Source organism: Natrialba swarupiae, from assembly GCF_008245225.1.
Taxonomy (GTDB): Archaea; Halobacteriota; Halobacteria; order Halobacteriales; family Natrialbaceae; genus Natrarchaeobius; species Natrarchaeobius swarupiae.
This window is the reverse complement of sequence record NZ_VTAW01000022.1, coordinates 1-19,034: the sequence shown is the minus strand read 5'-3', so window position 1 is coordinate 19,034 and position 19,034 is coordinate 1. Positions and strand designations below refer to the sequence as shown.

Here is a 19,034-nt window from a genome sequence, read left to right as displayed (position 1 = left end):
GTTCGATCGGCCGAGAGTGGCGAGTTTCATACGGATTGCTGTACCTGTGTGGCGCCGCACCCGGAACCCGTTCTCCGGATGCGGCGGTACTGACGGACAGCAGCCCGTATTAGCCGGGGGTGTCGAACACTTTCCGGCGCGTTTCCCAGATAGTGACCGAGGACTCACCGTTTCACAGCGCCGTCGTCACCGTCGCCACTGGACGGGAACTCACTTCTCCGTGAACTGGATGGGAAGTGGTCGTCCTCTCGAGAATGAGTGCATTTTTACTGACCGACCGCAATTTCCTGGTATGGCAGTCCATAACAGCCGGGAGGAGGGCGATCGTGTCGGCACGCTCCCTGGTGTCGTGCCATTTTCCCTGGAGTACTCGACCCGATTGAGCTGGGAGTTGGGGTCACGTTCCGTACAGGACGAGGAAGCGACGCTTCTCGGTACGTGGACCCACGAGGGCCGGAAGTGGCGAGTATCCCTGTTCGCGGTGACGAGTGAAACCGCCCTCATCCGCGTTCGGACGCCCGTCGGGCGAGAACGGTTTTACGGCGCGATCCGATCGGAACTCGACTCGGCTCTCCAGGAACTCGAATCGACTCCGCTGTGGCACCGGCTCGAATAGCTGTCTCGATACTCCGGCACAATTCTCATACCCGGCGGATACCGACCCGTATCCACTCCGGGGGCCAGTCATGTACGACAGAATCCTCGTGTCGGCCGACGGAAGCGACACCGCGACGCTGGCCGTCGACGCGCCGTCGATATGGCGGATCGCTACGACGCGCAGTTGCACGCACTCTACGTCGCGGAGCGAACGCGGTCGGAACCGACCCAGAAGGGACTCGAGGAGAAAGTCGCCGAGGAACTGAACCAGGGGCGAGACGTGATCGAAGACGTCGAACAGCGGGCAACCGAGCAGGAACTCGAGAGTGTCACAGGCGTCGAGTCCGGCGTTCCGCGAACGACGATCGAGGCCTACGCCGCCGACCACGACATCGACGTGATCGTCATCGGATCGACCGGCGCGTCGGACGTGGCGGAGAAGCTGCACGGGACGGTGGCGAAGTACGTCGTCAACGAAGCTCCCGCGGACGTGTTCGTCGTTCGTCCGGATGCGAGACTGACCTGACGATCTCGGCCGACGCGCCGGACGGCGAACCGGAGCAATCGGTGAAACGAGTTCCCCACCGCTCGTCCTCGGGTGGTCACACTGGTCGTGCTGGCCGCTGATTCGCGGGCAGGTGTGCGAGACGGTCGACGATTGTGATGCGCGTCACGACGACGGATCTTCGAACTGTGATCGACCGCGCGCTCTGAACTCCTCGAGAGAACTCTCGCCGGCGAGTAGCGCGTCGAGGTCGTCGCCGACGCGTTCGGCCGCGATGGCGTCGGGGTAGATGACGCCACTCGCGCCCCGCTCGAGGAAGGCGTCGGCCGCGTCGGTTTCGTTCACGCGAACGATCCGTGGTACGTCGGTATCGAGGTCGAGGACCGTCTCGGCGCGGTCGCGCTCCGGCGTGAGCGAGACGACTACGGCCGCCTCCTCGAGTCGCGCCTGCTCCCAGACGCGTTCGCTCGAGATGTCGCCGTAGACGTACTCGTCGCACTCGCCGCGTATTTCCTCGAACACCACGGGGTTGTCCTCTACGACGAGCACCGGCCGGTCGAGCTCGGCGCAGGCCTCGAGAACGGACTGACCACCGTGCTGGTAATCGAGGAGTATGACGTGCGCCTCGAGGTCGTCGGAGACGCGCGTTCGGTCGTCAACCGGATCGCCGAGGAGGCTGACGAAGCCGCGTGCTCGCAGCCACCGGTTGATCTCGCCTGCGTGGCGAGTGGTGTAGGTCGCGACGAGCATCGTGATCGCAGCCGACAGGACGATCGCATCGAACAGCGGCTCCGCGATCGTCCCAGCGGCGAGTGCATCGATCGCGATGAAGAGCGTGAACGCACTCACCTGGTCGAGCGTGAGTCCGGTGAGGACCGCCGTCCGTCCGTCGAACCCTCCTCTGATCAGGACGAACGCGACGATGAGCGGATTCAAGACGAGGACCGCCGCTACGAGTGCGACCGTGTAGCCGATCGCCTCGAGTCCCGGCATCGTGAGCAACGCGCCGACGGTGACGAAGAAGATCGGCGTGAAAAAGTCCTCCAGGTCGTCGACGGTGTCGACCAACTCGAGCGAGTGCGGGTAGTCGTCGGCGACGGCGATACCGGCCGCGAACGCGCCCACGACGATCGAGAGTCCGGCGGCTTCGGCGAGTGCGATGAATCCGATCACGAACGAGACGCCGACGAGCATCATGACCTCGGAGTCGCCGCGGAGCCTGGCGGTCAGCCGGTGAAAGAGGAGGTGACGAATCCCGAGTGCGAGCGCGAGTATCCCCCCTGCAACCGCGAACTGCTCGGGTGCTGGCGTCGCCGCGTAGACGAACGCGCTCAGCGAGAGAACGACGAGGACTCCGAGGACGTCCTCGGTGAAGTGGATCGACTCGGCGAGACGTTCGTGGGTCGGTCGAAACGGACCCGTCTCGTCGAGGTAGCTGGTCGCGACGAGCGAGGAACTCAACGCGGCGGCGACCCCGAAGTACACCGCGTCGAGCCGACCGAGTCCGAACGCGAGTCCGGCGCCGACGCCGATCGCACCGACGAGCGTCGCCTGAATCGTCCCGACCGCGACGCCGATTCGTCCCTGCGATCGGACCCCCTCGAGATCGACGTGGATTCCGAAGAGGAAGACGAGGAAGGCGATCCCCCACTGTGCGAGGTCGAGCAACGCGGTCTCGTCGACGAACGCCCCCGCCAGTATCCCGGCGAACAGGTAGAACGGGATCACCGGCAGCCCTTTCTGAGCCGCGACGAGCAACAAGACCGCCGCGAGCACGAAGATCAGCGTCAGTGTGAATAGGATCTCATACATCGGTCTCACCGTCGCGTGAAGCGGAGTCGGTCCGACGCGGTACGCCGTCCCGTGCGCGATCGTTCAGTTCCTCGATTCGACGATCGAACACCTGGGGGTCGTCGAGCGTCTCGAGCAGGGCCAGCAGTTCCGCCCCCACGAGTCCGCGTCCCACGACGACGTAGTCCGCGCCGCTGTCGGCCAGTAGCGCAGCGTCGTCTTCCGTTCTCGCCGCGACGACCGACACCGCTTCCGGGGCGTCTTCGACTAGCCTGCGGTTGACGTCGACGCGTTCGGCCGCGCTCACGACCACGTCCGCGCCGGAGACGTTCGCCTCCTGTCGGACGTCGCCGTGTCTGGCGTTACCGAAGATGAACCCGTCGTCGGCCTCGGCGAGTTCGTCGACGTACTCGGCGCGGTCCTCGACGAAGACGACCTCGTCGACGGAGGCTCTGAGGACGTCCGCGAGTTCTCCGGTTAGTCGGCTGTAGCCGACGATCACCGCGTGGTTCTCGTACTCGACCGGCTGGGCCTCGAGGGTGTCCTCGCGTTCCAGTCGCTCGAGGCACGGGCGGACGTACCGGAAGATCCGCCGGTTGTAGAGCACGTAGTACGTCGAAATCGGCATCGTGATCAGCGCCATCAGGCTGAGAAAGCCGAGGATACCCTCCTCGATGAACCCCTGATCGACCGCGAGCGCACCCAGCACCAGCGAGAACTCGCTGACCTGGAGCATCGAGACCGTGCCGAGAAACGACGTCTCGACGTCGAATCGCTGGCTGTAGAAGAGCCCGAAGACGATGAAGAAGTTGATCACGATGAGCAAGACGGCAGCGACGATCGCTTGCCACCAGTAGGCGAGTAATTGGTCCACCTCCATCTGGAGGGCGATCGACGCGAAGAAGACGGCGATGAAGAAGTTCGTCGCCGGGCGCATCCGCTCTTTCAGTTCGGTGCTGTACGGAAGCTGGGCGAGTGCGAGTCCCGCCAGAAACGCGCCGATCTCGACCGACAACTCGAGCGATTCGGCCGCGAAGATAAAGAGGAACGCCCAGGCGATACCGACGGTAAAGAGCGTGCCCTTGTTCGCGGCGCTCGCTCGCAACAGCGCGGGGAGAAAGTACCGGCTGGCGAGGTACGCGACGACGCCGATGACGCCCATCAGGAAGAAGACGCGGCCGATGCTGACGGCGATCTCGCTTACGCCGTCGACGGTCCCGACTGCCAGTATCGCAAGCGCCATCACGAGGTAGATGTCCTGAAAGATGAGGATGCCGACGTCGACCTTGCCGTACAGCGTTTTCAGATCGTCTTTGTCGCCGAGGACCTTGACGATGATCGGCGTCGCGCCGAACGTCGTCGCCAGCGCGATCATCAGCGACTGAAAGAGCGTGAACCCGAGGACGAGGGCGACGGCCGTCGAGGCGATCGCCTGGAGTACCGCCTGTCCGACCGCGATCGCACCGACGGGTCGGACGATCTCCCGAATGTCCTCGAATCGCATCTCGATGCCGAGCAGGAACAAGAGGAATCCGAGGCCGAGTTCGGCGACGATCTCGATCAGTTGGTCCTCGGCGACGATCCCGAGGCCGATCGGGCCGACGACCACGCCGGTGAGGACGTACGCGACGATCGTCGGCTGGTTCAGCAGCCTCGCCACGTAGCTCAGAATCGTCGCGGCGACGATCAGTAACGCAAAGTCCGTCGCGAGAGCGATTCCGCCGAGTGACATGTGTCGAAACGAGTCGATTCGCGGTTCGTTCGCGCCGCGTAGTCGATCCGCGATTGGTTCACGTCGCGGTTAGTTCACGAAACGGCCCTGCAGGGACGTACGACGAAGAGTCTTAACTGCGTTCGGCCGGCATACACGGTTCGAACGACGGGTACCCCGATTCTGGACGGCGGTCTCGTTCGTACCGGAACGGACCGTTTTTGCCGCCCCGGTCCCGAACTCGGGACGGATGCTGACCAAGGACCTGTTGCGCGTCTCGAGGGCCGGCGGGGGGTACCACCCCCAGTTCGCCAAGCGGGAACACCGCCCGCTGGCCGCCCGCGTCGTCGGGACCTATCAGGGCCACGCCGGCGAGACGCGCGGCGACCTCGGGGACGCCCTCGCCGATCTGGAAGCCGACGCCCCCGACTTCAAACTCGTTCGCGGGTTCGCGGCGCTGCTCGAGCGCGACGCGACGTTCGAGACCGAAGCGCCGATCGGGCCGGAGCGAGCGCGCCGGGCCGCGTTCGAGGCCGCAGAGGCCGTCGGCGTCGTAACCGACGACGACAGGTCGGCCGCGCTCGCGGACGCCGCCGACTCGCTCGCGTGTTCGGCCGCCGACCTCGAGCGGTCGCTGTACGCAGACCTCGAGGAACGGCAGGTCCTGACGGCGGTCGACGCTCGCTGGGATCCCGACGACCTGATCGCCCAGTACAATCTCTCGCTCGCACAGACCGCGCTGTTCGACGCGACCGAACTCCGGGTTCGCTCGAGCGATCCGAAGGCGCTGGTGTCGGCGGTCAAACGGTTGCGGCTGATGTACGACATTCACGTACCGGACGGCGAGACGACCGACACACTCCACGGTGGGGCCGCCGACCGGGCGAGCGACCGCGAGGTCGTCGTCACTGGACCCACACACCTCTTTCGGGCCACACGGCGGTACGGAACCCGGTTCGCCCGGCTCTTGCGGTCGATCGCGAACGCCGACGAGTGGTTCCTCGAGGCGACGATCGACGACCGCGGCACCGACAGACGCCTCTCGCTCTCTCACGAGGATCCGATCGAGGTCCCCGACGCCGATCCCGTCGCCGACGTCGAGTTCGATAGCAGCGTCGAGTCGGAGTTCGCCGCCCGCGTCTCGGCGCTCGACCTCGAGTGGAACCTCGTTCGCGAACCCGAACCCCTCGCGACGGGAACGCGGGTGATGATCCCGGACTTCGCGTTCGAGTACTGCCACGGCGGGTTCCGGGTCTTCCTCGAGATCATGGGCTTTTGGACGCCCGAGTACGTCGAGAAGAAACTCACCCAGCTCGAGGGGCTCGAGGACGTCGAGCTGGTCGTCGCCGTCGACGAATCGCTCGGCGTCGGCGAGGAGATCGCCGCGCGGGACTTCCGGGCGATTCCTTACTCGGGAACGGTCAGGGTAAAAGACGTCGCGGACGTCCTCCGAGAGTACGAACGGCAACTCGTCGCCGAGAGCGCCGCCGACCTTCCCGACGAGATTCGTCCCGACGCGGACGTCGTCACGCTCGAGACGGTCGCCGACGAACACGGCGTCAGCGAGGACGCCCTCGAGGCGGTCGCGTTTCCGGAACACGAGCGGGTCGGACGGACGTTGCTCCGACCGGCGACGCTCGAGGCCGTCGGCGAGGAGATCGACGCCGGCGTGGCGCTCTCGGACGCCGAAGCCGTCCTCGAGAGCTACGGCGCGAGCGACTCGAGTGCGATCCTCTCCGAACTCGGCTATCGCGTGGAGTGGGAGGGACTCGCGGGAGGAACTGTCGTCGAGCGATAACCGCTGCCGTCGGCTCAGAGGGCACCGCCGCGTGATACGGTTTACTGTAAGTCGTTACCGCCGAAACCGCGACCCGTCTGCGGTTTCGGCGGTAAATCGTTACAGCAGACCGTATGAATCGTCTGTGCGACCGGCACGTGCAATCGTTTTGTCCCAGCACGTAGAAAGTCTCGAGAGAGCGATGTTCTCTTCGATCACTCCCGAAACCGGGTGGTTAGATCAGACGTACCCGTACGTCCGAATCGGCAACGGGCCGAAAACCCTGCTCGTGATTCCGGGTCTCGGCGACGCGATGTTCGACGGCGAGTACGGCTCGACCGGCGCGGTGCTCGCCTGGCGAGGATTTGGCCACTTCATGGACGAGTACACGGTGTACGTCGTGAGCCGACCCCGCGGACTGTCGGACGACCAGACCATCGAGACGATGGCCCGTGACTACGCGCGCGTTCTCGAGACCCACGTCGGCTCCGCGTCGGTGTTGGGTATCTCGATGGGCGGACTGATCGCCCAGGAACTCGCCCGAATCCGTCCCGACTTACTCGAGCGTCTCGTCGTCGCGGTTTCGGGCTGTCGTCTCTCGGCGAGCAGTCGGCCGATGGGCCGGGAGATGCGCGGGCACGCACTCGACGGCGAGTGGATCGATATCCAGTGTCAGCTCCACGAGGCGATGTTCACGGGTGCACGTCGCCGACTTTACCCTGCGTACTCACGAACGCTTGGCCGCCTCCGGTCGCCCGAACCCGCTACCCCCAGTGACGTCGTCGTCTCCATCGACGCGGTCCTCGCGTACGACGGCTCCGACCGACTCGCGGAGATCGATCCCCGTACCCTGGTCATCGGCGCCGACGACGACCCGTTCTTCCCCGAGGAGATCCTTCGTGAAACCCACGCCGGTCTCCCCGATGCCCAGCTCGCGATGTTTCGAGGGGCCAAACACGGCGTCTTCCTCGAGCGAAAGTCCGCGTTCGACAACTGGACGAAGCGGTTCCTCGAGGGGGAGGAAACGCAGGTTCGTCAGCACCCGCGGTGATCCCGGATCGGCAGCGATCGGCTTTTGGAGTCGAGATCGCAATCGATACAGGTCACCTACCGATGGTCCCCTGACGCGTGATCGTCGCGTCGCGGTCGACGAGGAACGCGACCGCCACCGTCTCTTCCAGTGCCGTGAACGTCACGTCCGTTTCTCCGACGACTAGCCCGCTTTCCGCTTCATCGAACCGAACGTCCCCGGCCTCGAGTGCCCCCTCGAAGACGTAGAAGTAGCCGTCCCAGCCTGTGATGTCGGGAAGCCTGGCGCTCGCTCCGTCCTCGAGGCGGATATCGTAGAACTCCACCTCATTTCGAACCGAAAACGGTGCGTCCGATCCCTCGGGCCCGAAGAGGGAGCGCCACTCGTTTGTGGTCGGCTCCGGGATGGGACCGTGTTGGATGGTAGGCTCGAGATCGAGGCTGTGTGGTCGAACGAAAATCTGTAGCATTCGCAACGGCGGATCGTCGGCGAGCGTCCGTTCTTCGTGCCAGAATCCGCGGCCCGAGTTCATCACCAACAGGTGGTCCGAATCCGTAATCACCGCGTTTCCCTGCCGGTCGTCGTGGCGCATTACGCCTGCGGGCACCCAGGAGACGATCTCGTCGTTCCGATGTGGGTGCATCGAGATCAGTGTGTCAGGGTCCATAAACGACTCGACGACGGCCGCGAGCGGGCCGTATCCGTGATCGTCGTGATCAGGATGATTCCGTCCAGGAAAGTTGAAATGTATCCTGAACGAGCCCTGATTCTGTGAGACGTCCGTGCGCGGGGATTTGTAGAGAGTGGTCGAGGACCCAGGTGTCATCGCAACTTCCTAGGGACGATGAACACATATGTCTGTGCCGTCGCCGTTTCGCCCGTGTCGATACGCTCATCGGGAGTATCGTCGTCAACCGACGGTATCGCCACCGTCTATCGTGGCTGTGTCTCGATCCGACGCAGAAACACGAACACGTCTCCGTTAACCCCTGTCAGTCGCGAGAGATGTCTCGCTGGCGCCCCTTCGGTACCATCGAGCGCAGTTCCCCGTGGACGTAGAGGCCGATCCCGAGGGGCTCGCGCGAACCCCCGATCTCGTGGGCGGCGATCAGGTATCCCCAGTCGCCCTCCCACGCGAGTTCCTGGTCCTCGCCGGCGGCGAACCGCTGTGCCGCCTCGCGCTCGAGATCGATCACGCACGCGCTCGCGTGGCGTCCGAAGCGCTGGGCGAAGTCGGTGGTCGGTTTCCAGTGTTCCTGGCGGGTTCGCAGGCAGGTCATCCCGATCGCCTCGATCTCGAGCGGCGTCGGGGACTCCCCGGCGTAGATCCAGATCTTTCCGGCTCCCTTCTCCCAGAACGTGTAGTCCTCGAAGGTTTCTGGCGGGATTGCGAACCGATCCTCGAAGTACTCGAGGACCGCCGCTCGGCTGACTCGTCCCTCGACGGTCCGCTCCGCGTCGGTTGCGGGCAGGCGGTCGAAGCGCTGGCCGTCGTTCGACTCGAGGCCCCCGCTCCCGTCTTCGGACGCTCCGTCGGCGTCGGTGTCGTCGACCATCAGCCGGTCACCTCCAGTTTCGCGACGAAGAAGCCGCCGGTGTCGTTCTGGTGTGGGTAGATTCGGGCAGTTCGCTCGAGCGCCGGATCGAACTCGTCGCCGTTCCACGCGGTCACTCCAGGCGAGTACTCGAGGTCGAGGTCGAAGTCGACGACGCGACAGGGTTCGTTCTCGAGAGCGTGTTGGACGACCGCCTCGTTCTCTTCGGGGGCGAACGTACAGGTCGAGTAGACGACGGTCCCACCTTCGCGGGTGGTCTGGATCGCCCGCCGGAGGATCCCCTTCTGGATTCCCGCAACTGAGTGAATGTGGTCTTCGGACCAGTTGTCCAGCGCGTCGGGGTTCTTCCGAATCGTTCCCTCACAGGAACAGGGAGCATCGACGAGCGCTCGGTCGAACGAGTCGAACGAAAAGCGCTTCAGCGAGTAGTTGCGGGCGTCGTCGTTCGTCACCGCGAGACTCGTCGCCCCCAGTCGCTCAGCGTTGAACCGCAGCGCGGAGATCCGCCCGAGGTTGTTGTCGTTGGCGACGACGGTTCCTCGGTCGTCCATCAGTGCGGCGATCTGGGTCGCCTTCCCGCCCGGGGCAGCACAGCAGTCCCAGACGCGTTCGCCTGGCTCGGGGTCGAGGACGACCGACGGGACGGCCGATACCTCCTCCTGTCCGTGCGTAAAGCCGTGGAAGGACGCCCACGTCGAGCCGGGCGAGTCGGTCTCGAGGCCCAACACGCGGGGGTTCCACGACGCCTGCTCGAATTCGACGCCGTCCTCCTCGAGTGCGGTGGTCGCCCGATCGACGGACGCTTTGATCGTGTTTACGCGGACCACGTTTCCGATGGGGCGCTTGCAGGCCGCGAGAAACGCCTCGAACTCGTCGACGATCGGCCGATACCGCTCGAGTGGCTCCATCGACTCGTGATTCGGCCACCCTGCGTTTGTGAGTTTCGAACCACTCCAGCGTGACGAGCGCCGTACCGATGCGCTCCGAGTCGACGGCACTCGACGCCGTGTCGAATCCGTCGCGTTCCGCCCTCGCCTTTATACTGGTTCCCACGCTTTCCTCGAGTATGGCACGGATCTGCATACAGGGACCGGACGTCGACCTCGAGGACCCGATGTTGGTCGAGGGGTTCCCGGGTGTCGGCCTCGTCGGCAAGATCGCGACCGACCACCTGATCGACGAACTCGAGATGGCGTATCACGCGAGCGTCCACTGTGAGGGACTTCCCCGAATCGGCGTCTACCGGAGCGGCAATCGAACCGTGCGGCCGCCAGTCCGAATCTACGTCAGCGAGGAACACAACCTCCTCGCGCTCCAGAGCGACGCCCCGATCGCCTCACAGGCGGTCGAAAGCGTCGCCGAGTGCGTAAGCGCCTGGATCGGAGACCAGGGGGCGACGCCGATCTATCTGAGCGGCCTGCCGGCCGAACGTGACGAGGACCGACCCGAGATCTACGGCGTCGCGACCGGCGAAACCGGGGAGACGCTCGAGCGCCACGAAATCCCGGTCCCGTCCGAAGACGGCGTCATCACGGGTCCGACGGGTGCGCTCATCAACCGGGCGGCCCAACGAGACGCCGACAGTCTCGGCCTCGTCGTCGAGTGCAGCCCGCAGTTTCCCGACCCCGAGGCAGCAAGCGTTCTGCTCGAGGACGCCATCGCACCGATCGCCGACCTCTCGATCGACGTCCGGGATCTCGTCGACCGCGCCGAGGAGATCCGACAGAAACGCGAACAGCTCGCCCAGCAGATGCAGGCGATCGGCCAGGACGAGAGCACGCAGGCCCAGCCGCTCCGGATGTATCAGTAACGCACAAACCGCTTCCCGACGAGGACGAGATTCGCCGTCCCGAACGAAATCCGTCGTCGTATCGGCATCAGAACAACTTCCACGTGTTTTTTATTCTCCGAACCGTCCACGATGAACAGAGATGCCTGCGTCCACTGCGTCGTACGATATGGTCGTCGTCGGCGGCGGCACCGGCGGCTGTTTCGCCGCGGCGACCGCCGCCCGAGCCGGCCTCGACGTTGCCCTCCTCGAGCGAAAGACAGCGGCGGAAGCCGGGAAGATCGCCTGTGGCGACGGAATCAAGGGAAAAAGTTCGTTCCCCGACGTCGTCGACAGAGAGCGGATCAAAGACGAGTCCTTCACGAACCGGAGCATTCGCCGCGGAATCTTCGAGAACCCCAAAAGTGGCGAATCCCTCGAGATCCCCTTCGGTCAGACCGGCGCGGTCGTCGATCGGCTCGCGTACGGACAGGTGTTGCTCGACGAGACGGACCGGGCGGGCGCAGAAATTCACTACGAGACGGTCGTCAACGACGTCGTCCAGCCCAACGGGACGGTAACCGGCGTCACCGCTGTTCGCGGCGGCGATCCCCTCGAGTACGAGGCCGACGTCGTCGTCGACGCCGCTGGGTCACTCTCCGTTCTGCAGGACAAAGCCGACTTCTCCTCGTCGACGTTCGATACGAACGTCAACTACTCCCAGTTCTGTTCGGCCTACCGTGAGGTGCTCGAGGTCCCCGATCCAGTCGAGTGGGACGACGCACTCGTGTTCAAGCCGACGAAAGAGCTCGGCTACCTCTGGTATTTCCCACGCTCGTCGACGGAGATCAACGCCGGCCTCGGCTTTCAGATGACCCAGGAACCGGTCGAACTCGTCGACGTGCTCAAAGACGACATCGCGAACCGGTCGGAGTTCGCGGGCGCGACGGTCAAGAACAAACTCGGCGCGGCGCTTCCAACTCGCCGGCCGTATGATTCGGCCGTCCACGCCGGGTACGTGGCCGTCGGCGACGCCGCCGGACACGTCAACCCCTGTACCGGCGGGGGAATCCCCGGTGCGGCGAAAGCCGGCCACTGGGCGGCACAGGTCGCGATCGACGCGATTTCGGACGGCGACGTGAGCGAGGCGGCGCTGTGGGAGTACAATCAGCGGGTCCAGACCGACTTCGGCAAGCGCTTCGCCGCGATGGATCTCTACAACATCTTCGGCACCGCTCACGAACTCGACGAACTCGTCTCGATCATCACCGCGTTACCCGGCCAGCAACTCGTCGACGCGATCGGAAAGAAAGGAACGGCCGACATGGGACTCGGGCTCAAACTCAAGACCCTCGCCAAGACGTTCGGTCATTGGGACGTCCTCTATGAGCTCTACAAGGTTCAAAACGCCGCCGGCTCGATCAAGGACGTCTACGACAGCTATCCCGCCTCGCCCGACCACTTCAGCGCATGGCAAAGCGAGCGTGACGGTGTCCTCGAGCAGGTGTACGAGGTCACCGGTGCCGAGCCGAAGTACTGAACGCCGTCGAACCGCCGACCACTCCGTCCGTTTGTCGATGGCGAATCCGAAAACCCGCCTCCGTCCTTGCAACCCAAACCAATTTTCCCGACCTCGCCTTTCACTTCCACATGGTAACCGACGACACCGACGGGAACGAACCGGAATCGTCCCCGACCGCAAGCGACATACCGATGCTCGGACTCGGAACCTGGCAGAACGAAGACCCCGATCAGTGTGCCGAGACCGTCCGAACGGCCCTCGAGACGGGGTACCGTCACATCGACACCGCACAAATTTACGACAACGAAGCGGCCGTCGGCGAGGGGATCGAACGGGCCGACGTCGATCGCGAGGACGTCTTCCTCGCGACGAAGATCTGGATCTCGAATCTGGCCCGCGAGGACGTCCTCAAGACGGCTCGCGAGAGCCTCGACCGCCTCGGCGTGGAGTACGTCGACGTGCTGTACGTCCACTGGCCCGCGCGGACGTACGATCCCGAGGAGACGCTGGAAGCGTTCACGGAACTCCACGAGGAGGGGCAAATCGAGAACGTCGGCGTGAGCAACTTCCTCCCCGAACAGGTAGCGGAGGCCACCGCGGTCAGCGACGTTCCGATCCTCGCCAATCAGGTGGAACTCCATCCGCTGCTCCCACAGGACGACGTTCGGGAGGCGTGTGCGGCCCACGACATCGAAGTCGTCGCCTACTCCCCGCTCGCCCGCGGCGCGGTCTTCGACGAGCCAGTGCTCCAGGAGATCGCCGCCGATCACGGCGTTAGCGAGGCCCGGGTGAGCCTGGCGTGGCTCCGCGAGAAAGGCGTCATCGCGATTCCGAAAGCGACGTCCGAAGCGCACATCCGCGATAACTGGGGATCGCTCTCGCTCGAGCTGTCGGCCGACGAGATCGACGCCATCGACGCCATCGAGACGAACGACCGACAAGTCGATCCTGGGTTCGCTCCCTGGAACTGAGTGCGAAGCCGATCGTGAATTCGAGGTCGCCGCCACGGTGACGATCCCAGCAGAACGATCGGCTTCACATAGTATCCGGATAGCCGGCACAGTCACGACCTGTCTTCCGGTTTCCCTCTCGAGTTACCGACCTGTCGTTAGTGAACAAAGAGAAGGAAAGTTTACGGTACACCGGCAGTTTGGCTTGCGTATGTCAACCCACTCTCGGAGAGGTGGCGGAGGTGGGATCGTCGGCGCGATCAAAGCCGACCTCGCCCGGTTACATGGCGCGTGGATGGAACTCGTCTTTCCACGCCAGCGTGGCCGTGGCCACTCCGTCATGGGCAAGTGGAAGCCCGAAACGCTCCCACAGAAGATCGGCTACTACGCCTGGAGTACGTTCGGGACGCTGGGCTTGCTCTTTCTGTATCCGCTGACGGTTCTCGGATTCGCAACCCGCTTTTATGCGGTGAAACTCGACTCGACACAGGCGCGACTCGGCATCGTCGGCGTCACCGGAATCGCGGTACTCGCCTGGGGGACGTTGACCGTCGTCGCCCACTTTCAACTCCCGTGGGACGAGTTTCTCGCCATCGCCGCGGCGAGTGGTGCCGCGGTCGTCTCGACCGCACTCGCGGCCACGTTCTCGAAGGTCGGCGGCCGCGGAACGTCGGTCCTGCTCGCCTACCCGTTCGCGATGACGGCGCTGTTTCTCCCGCCCGTCGTCGCCGCGCTCGTCACGCCAGCACTTCAGCCGTACGTACTCGATCCCAGCTACGAGTTCGCGATCTGGATCCTCGACAACGTGTTGTTCGTCGCCGGCCTCAACGAGTGGCTACGGGCCAACTTCACGCTCGAGGGCGCAGCCTACGCCGCGATGTGGGTCGGCATCTCGTTTCCCGTCGGCTGGTTCCTCGGCATTCCGATCGCACTCGCCGACCTCGTTCGACCGTCCGAAGAGTAACACCGTCTGACGATCTCAGAACGGATCTTCTTCGAAACCGTCCCGCGACCGTTCGACCCGCTCAGATCCGCGACTCGAGCAACGTCGCCTCGTCGTCGATCTCCCGGCTGTGTAACGCGACTCCGGACTCCCGGTCGAAGACGTGAATCGCCGATTCGGGAAACCGAGCGATGTAGTGGGTTCCTTCCTCGATCCGTCGCATCCCGTCGGTCGTCACGTTGAACTGTGAGTCGTTCTCGTCGGTTCGAAAGCCCGCCAGAAGGTTGTTCTCGTTGCCCATCGGTTCGACGACGTCGACGCGAACGGGGAAGTCGTGTGCCGTCTCGCGTGCGTCGAGGACCTCGATATCCTCCGGTCGAATGCCGAGGACGAGCTTTTCGTCTCCAGCCAGTTCCGACCGGATCGGCGAGGAAAGCGGATACTCGAAGCCGGAACCGACGAGCCGGTCGTCCTCGAGGCTGACGTCGAAGAAGTTCATCGACGGCTCGCCGATGAAGCCAGCGACAAAGAGATTTTTCGGCCGGTGATAACACTCGAGGGGAGTTGCGACCTGCTGGAGTTCGCCGTCGTCGAGGATGGCGATCCGATCGCCCATCGTCATCGCTTCGGTCTGGTCGTGGGTGACGTAGACGGTCGTCACGCCGAGATCGTGCTGGAGGCGTTGAAGCTCCATTCGCATACCCGAGCGGAGTTTGGCGTCGAGATTGCTGAGTGGCTCGTCCATCAGGAAGACGGCCGGATCGCGGACGATCGCCCGTCCCAGCGCGACGCGCTGTTGCTGGCCACCGGAGAGTTCGCTCGGCTTGCGCTCGAGGAGATCGTCGATCTCGAGCATCGTCGCGGTTTCCTCGACCCGTTCGTTCATCGTGTCGGTGTCGAGGGTCGTCGACTCCTCGAGACCGAAGCGCATGTTCTCGCGGACGGTCATATGCGGGTACAACGCGTAGCTCTGGAACACCATGGCGATCTCCCGCTGTTGGGCCGGCACGTCGTTGACGACGTCGCCGTCGATCGCGATCCGTCCGTCCGAGATCGTCTCGAGGCCGGCGATCATCCGGAGCGTGGTCGACTTGCCACACCCCGAGGGTCCGACGAGGACGAGAAACTCGCCGTCGTCGATCTCGATCGAGACGTCGTCGACCGCGACGATGACGTCGCCACCGTCGTCGAAGCGCTTCGTCACTCCGTCGAGTGTGAGTTTAGCCATGGATGTCTTCGGGTTCGTTTGCCTGTCCGTTCGTTCTCGAGTGCCAAATCGTCTGGTGTCGGATCATGATGCGCCTGTGATTCCTTTCGCGAACTGTCGACCGAAGATGACGTAGATGATGATCGTCGGCAAGGCGGCGATGAACGCGCCGGCCATCTGGATGTTGTACTCCTGTGCCATCGATCCCTGTAACTCGTTTAGCGACTGGGTGACGACGTAGTTCGATCGGGACGTGACCAACACCAGCGCGAACAGCAGGTCGTTCCAGACCTGCGTGAACTGGTAGATCAGCGTCACCGCGAACATCGGCAACGATAACGGGAGTACGATCCGTTTGTAGATGCCGAACGCGTTGGCACCGTCTATCTTCGCCGCCTCGATCATCTCGTCGTCTAACGTCTTGTAGTACGACCGAAAGAGGATCGTACAGATCGGGATCCCGTAGGCGGTGTGGGTGATCGTCAACTCGAGCAGGTCCGCACGGTTCGCGAGAAACGGTGCAAACGAGAGGAGGCCGGCGAGATCGACCGCGGACCAGAACTGCCGAAGCGGAACCAGCACCGACTGGTACGGCAGGAATACACCCGCCAGAAAGATCACGAGAATACCGACCTGGCCGCGCCAGGACAGCTTCGTCAGCCCGTAAGCCGCGAGACTGCCGAGCGTCGCCGAGAGGATCGTCGCCGGAACGACGAACATCGCGCTGTTGATCAGCCCACCCTGCATCGCGGCGAACGCGAGTTCCCACGGCTCGAGGGTGAACCAGGCGGGCGTTGGTGGGGTCACCGGCGTGGTCTCGACGAATCCGGTTTGCGTCTTGAAGGCGGTCGTCAGCCCGGCCCACAGCGGCGAGAGATAAAAGCCGATGAGGCCGGCGAGGACGACGTACAACGCGACCCGTTGGGTATCGACGGTCTCGATCGTCTCCGAGAGACGGCCCTCGCCTGTGCCGGCGTCGGTCGGTTCGGCGGTCGTCATCAGAGATCACCTCGTTTGTACTGCATGTACAGGTAGGGGGCGACGACTGCGAGTGCCATCAGGAAGAGGACGGTCGCGATGGCAGCTCCGTAGGCCCACTGGGTTCGCGAGAAGGCGACGCGGAACATCATCACCGCGAGGATGTCCGCAGAGCGACCGGGGTTGTCCCCGAACATGACGAAGATGAAGTCGAACGCCTTCAGCGCGAACACCATCAACACGACCGCCGCGGAGGTCGTCGACGCGCTCAACTGCGGGACGATCACGCGCCAGTACATCCGCAGCGAACCCGCGCCGTCGACTTTCGCCGCCTCGTAGTGTTCGTCCGGAATCGCCCGCAAGCCGGCGAGATAGACGACCATCGCGTAGCCGCTAAACTGCCACGTGAGCGCGAAGATGATCGCCGCCAGCCTCGTCCGCGGATCGCCGATCCAGTTCAGCGCGAGAACGTCCAGCCCGATCGCACTCAGGACGACGTTGATCGTCCCCGTACTCGGATTGTACATCCACGACCAGAAAATCGCCGTCACGACGAACGACAGCGCCATCGGCAACAGGTAGATCGTCCGGAACGTGTTCTCGAAGCGGATGTTCTGATCGACCAGAATTGCGAGGACGAGCCCGATCACCAGCGAGACCACGGTGAAGGCGATCAACAAGACGATCGTGTTGCGAAACGCCGCCCAGAACGACGGGTCGTCCGGCATCTGGGTGTACATCTCGAGCGTGAGATTCGTGTAGTTGGGCTGGCCCAGGCCGCTCCAGTCGGTCAGCGAGATGAGGAGATTCCAGCCGACCGCGCCGTAAACGAACCAGCCCATCAACAGCGCCGGCGGCAGCCAGAACGGGATCGCCTGGATCGCGTCGCTGTGTCTCAGTCGGGCGAGCCACCCTCGTCGCTCCGGCTTCGCCGTCCCGCCGTCGGTCACCACGCTGTCGCCGTCGCTCGAGTCGTCGTTTCTCGATAGTTGTTTCTCACGCCGCCGGACACGCGCGAGTAACCGATCCATATCGAATACCATGACGAATTCGGGAGGCGTCGCCTAGAAGATGGCGACGAGGTTTTCCGTCGTCTCGTCGGGGTCCCAGTTGTCCGTAAAGACCGCGAACTCCTCTTCGACCTCGCTCGCGAGGGCGGGCTCTAAGCCGCTTCCATGCGAGATCGACGTGATCTGGGCGTCGGACGCCTCGAAGTCGGCCATCTGGTCCTGCAGGAACGGCGGGAACTCGTCGGTCGGGACGTCGGTTCGCGGTGGGATCGACCCCTTGTGGGGGTTGAATCGCTCCTGGGCGTCGATCGTCGAACAGTAGTTGATAAACGCCTCCGTCGCCGCCGGCGAGGGGTTATTCGTCGGCATGACGAACGAGTCCATCACCAGCGTGTAGACGTCCTCGGTACCGGGAACTGCCATGTACTCCCAGTCCTCGCCGTACTCGAAGTCGTCCGCCGCCTGATACTCGCCGGCGGCCCAGTCGCCGTTGTGGTGGAACGCGGCGTCGCCGGTGACGACGTCGGCGTTGGCTTCGTCCCAGGCGACCGTCCCAGCGTCCTCGTTGAAGTACTCCTCTGAGTCGGCGACGAGGGCGAGCGAGTCGTAGATCTCCTCCTCGAGATCGGCGGCGTTGCCGTCGAGGAACTCCTGGTACGTATCGGCGCCGTGCTGGCCGGTGAACATCACTTCCCAGAACTGGAGGATACCCCACGGCTCCTGGGTCTGTTGTGCGAGACCGACGTAGCCGGCGTCGTCGGCGGCTGCGAAGGCGTCGACGAGATCCTCGGGCGTATCGATCGCGTCGACGTCGATTCCGGCATCCTCGACGACGTCGACGTTGTAGAAGACGTTGTTCAGCCGGTGGATGTTGATCGGGACCGAGACGATATCGCCTTCGGGACTGGCCGCGTCGACGACGCCATCGAGGTAAGCGTCGTGGGCCTCGTCCTCCCAGAGGTCGCCGACAGGCTCGAGCGCATCGGCGTCGGTGTACGGACGGAGCGCCTCGCCGGGCCAGATCTGGAACGTACTCGGCGGATCCTCGTCGATGACGCGGGTCTGGATCGCGGCGTCGATCGCCGCACCCGCACCGCCGGGTGCGGGATTGTCCTCGATCTCGTAGTCGGGATACTCCTCCTGGTAGCCGTCCAGCAACGCGTTTAACGCTTGCTCCTCGCCGCCGGCGGTCCACCAGTGGACGATCTCGAGTTCGCCTTCGCTGGCGTCCCCGTTTCCGGTATCGTCAGTATCGACATCGCCGTTCCCGTCTCCGTTTCCGTCGTCGATCTCCTCGTCCTCTGCACATCCTGCGAAGGCAACCGCACCAGCCGCCGCGGTGCCCTGAAGGTATCGTCGTCGTGAAAGTCGGTTGTCCTTCCCCATGGGTATTGCTTCCATTTCACGTTGGTTGGAGACTCATATAAGATTGTTGTATTTACTCTGCTACGAGTAGTTATATATTTTATACGGTTGGTAAACAGACACGTACTCGAATCGACTCGTCGTTCGAGCGAACGTATTCGTCGACGAATGAGTCTTCGCGGGCGTCGACATCGACGGAGTGACTCTGTTTCGCCTGCCGTCGTGGTCAGACACCGAACAGTATAACGGTCGTGTCCCAAGCTCGTCTAGAGTCGTAACTGACTCCTGTGGAAACAGGGTCACCTCTGGTACCTACCCCGAAGT

Annotated in this window: 17 protein-coding genes; 8 read left to right on the top strand and 9 right to left on the bottom strand. The window is 63.8% G+C overall.

Annotation, left to right across the window (positions count from 1 at the left end):
• Positions 1-292 precede the first annotated feature (292 nt).
• Together FYC77_RS15090 and FYC77_RS15085 are read left to right on the top strand one after the other, a co-directional pair.
• Complete coding sequence (locus FYC77_RS15090) at positions 293-616, top strand: hypothetical protein (RefSeq protein ID WP_149082329.1); 324 nt, start codon at positions 293-295, stop codon at positions 614-616.
• A gap of 141 nt (positions 617-757) precedes the next feature.
• Positions 758-1,123 carry a universal stress protein gene (locus FYC77_RS15085; RefSeq protein WP_238386974.1) on the top strand — a complete coding sequence of 122 codons (366 nt, stop codon included), beginning with the start codon at positions 758-760 and terminating at the stop codon, positions 1,121-1,123.
• A 144-nt stretch (positions 1,124-1,267) separates the two neighbouring features.
• Here FYC77_RS15085 and FYC77_RS15080 read toward each other — a convergent pair whose 3' ends face one another.
• Positions 1,268-2,914, bottom strand: coding sequence for a cation:proton antiporter domain-containing protein (locus tag FYC77_RS15080; protein WP_149082328.1), 1,647 nt, complete (start codon positions 2,912-2,914; stop codon positions 1,268-1,270).
• Positions 2,907-4,625 (bottom strand): cation:proton antiporter, encoded by a 1,719-nt coding sequence (locus tag FYC77_RS15075; RefSeq protein ID WP_149082327.1) that lies wholly within the window; start codon positions 4,623-4,625, stop codon positions 2,907-2,909. The genes FYC77_RS15080 and FYC77_RS15075 overlap by 8 nt, the downstream gene beginning before the upstream one ends.
• 229 nt (positions 4,626-4,854) lie before the next feature.
• Here FYC77_RS15075 and FYC77_RS15070 point away from each other — a divergent pair, with 229 nt between their 5' ends.
• Positions 4,855-6,402: a DUF790 family protein gene (locus tag FYC77_RS15070; RefSeq protein WP_149082326.1), complete on the top strand. Its 1,548-nt coding sequence runs from the start codon at positions 4,855-4,857 to the stop codon at positions 6,400-6,402.
• A 181-nt stretch (positions 6,403-6,583) separates the two neighbouring features.
• Positions 6,584-7,432, top strand: coding sequence for an alpha/beta fold hydrolase (locus FYC77_RS15065; RefSeq protein ID WP_149082325.1), 849 nt, complete (start codon positions 6,584-6,586; stop codon positions 7,430-7,432).
• A 52-nt stretch (positions 7,433-7,484) separates the two neighbouring features.
• Here the strand turns inward: FYC77_RS15065 and FYC77_RS15060 are convergent, their stop codons facing one another.
• The 3 genes from FYC77_RS15060 to FYC77_RS15050 form a co-directional block, all read right to left on the bottom strand.
• The gene (locus tag FYC77_RS15060; RefSeq protein ID WP_149082324.1) at positions 7,485-8,237 is read right to left on the bottom strand and encodes a pirin family protein; all 753 of its coding nucleotides are present in this window, start codon (positions 8,235-8,237) and stop codon (positions 7,485-7,487) included.
• Positions 8,238-8,403: 166 nt separating this feature from the next.
• Complete coding sequence (locus tag FYC77_RS15055; protein WP_149082323.1) at positions 8,404-8,967, bottom strand: DUF7122 family protein; 564 nt, start codon at positions 8,965-8,967, stop codon at positions 8,404-8,406.
• Positions 8,967-9,875 (bottom strand): RsmB/NOP family class I SAM-dependent RNA methyltransferase, encoded by a 909-nt coding sequence (locus FYC77_RS15050; protein WP_149082322.1) that lies wholly within the window; start codon positions 9,873-9,875, stop codon positions 8,967-8,969. The genes FYC77_RS15055 and FYC77_RS15050 overlap by 1 nt, the downstream gene beginning before the upstream one ends.
• A 158-nt stretch (positions 9,876-10,033) precedes the next feature.
• On the opposite strand from FYC77_RS15050, the gene FYC77_RS15045 reads away from it, so the two are divergent.
• From FYC77_RS15045 to FYC77_RS15030, 4 genes are all read left to right on the top strand, one after another.
• Positions 10,034-10,777 carry a proteasome assembly chaperone family protein gene (locus tag FYC77_RS15045; RefSeq protein ID WP_149082321.1) on the top strand — a complete coding sequence of 248 codons (744 nt, stop codon included), beginning with the start codon at positions 10,034-10,036 and terminating at the stop codon, positions 10,775-10,777.
• A 121-nt stretch (positions 10,778-10,898) separates the two neighbouring features.
• Complete coding sequence (locus tag FYC77_RS15040; protein WP_149082320.1) at positions 10,899-12,275, top strand: geranylgeranyl reductase family protein; 1,377 nt, start codon at positions 10,899-10,901, stop codon at positions 12,273-12,275.
• 110 nt (positions 12,276-12,385) lie between these two features.
• On the top strand, positions 12,386-13,228 hold the full coding sequence (locus FYC77_RS15035) for an aldo/keto reductase (RefSeq protein WP_149082319.1): 843 nt from the start codon (positions 12,386-12,388) through the stop codon (positions 13,226-13,228).
• Positions 13,229-13,418: 190 nt separating this feature from the next.
• Positions 13,419-14,171 carry a hypothetical protein gene (locus tag FYC77_RS15030; RefSeq protein WP_149082318.1) on the top strand — a complete coding sequence of 251 codons (753 nt, stop codon included), beginning with the start codon at positions 13,419-13,421 and terminating at the stop codon, positions 14,169-14,171.
• A gap of 61 nt (positions 14,172-14,232) precedes the next feature.
• On the opposite strand, the gene FYC77_RS15025 is transcribed toward FYC77_RS15030, so the two are convergent.
• The 4 genes from FYC77_RS15025 to FYC77_RS15010 form a co-directional block, all read right to left on the bottom strand.
• Positions 14,233-15,378, bottom strand: coding sequence for an ABC transporter ATP-binding protein (locus FYC77_RS15025; RefSeq protein ID WP_149082317.1), 1,146 nt, complete (start codon positions 15,376-15,378; stop codon positions 14,233-14,235).
• A gap of 63 nt (positions 15,379-15,441) precedes the next feature.
• Positions 15,442-16,356 (bottom strand): carbohydrate ABC transporter permease, encoded by a 915-nt coding sequence (locus tag FYC77_RS15020; RefSeq protein ID WP_149082316.1) that lies wholly within the window; start codon positions 16,354-16,356, stop codon positions 15,442-15,444.
• A complete protein-coding gene (locus tag FYC77_RS15015) occupies positions 16,356-17,366 on the bottom strand; it encodes a carbohydrate ABC transporter permease (RefSeq protein ID WP_149082315.1) in 1,011 nt (336 codons plus the stop codon). The genes FYC77_RS15020 and FYC77_RS15015 overlap by 1 nt, the downstream gene beginning before the upstream one ends.
• A gap of 33 nt (positions 17,367-17,399) precedes the next feature.
• Positions 17,400-18,746 (bottom strand): ABC transporter substrate-binding protein, encoded by a 1,347-nt coding sequence (locus FYC77_RS15010; RefSeq protein ID WP_238386971.1) that lies wholly within the window; start codon positions 18,744-18,746, stop codon positions 17,400-17,402.
• Positions 18,747-19,034: the final 288 nt, after the last annotated feature.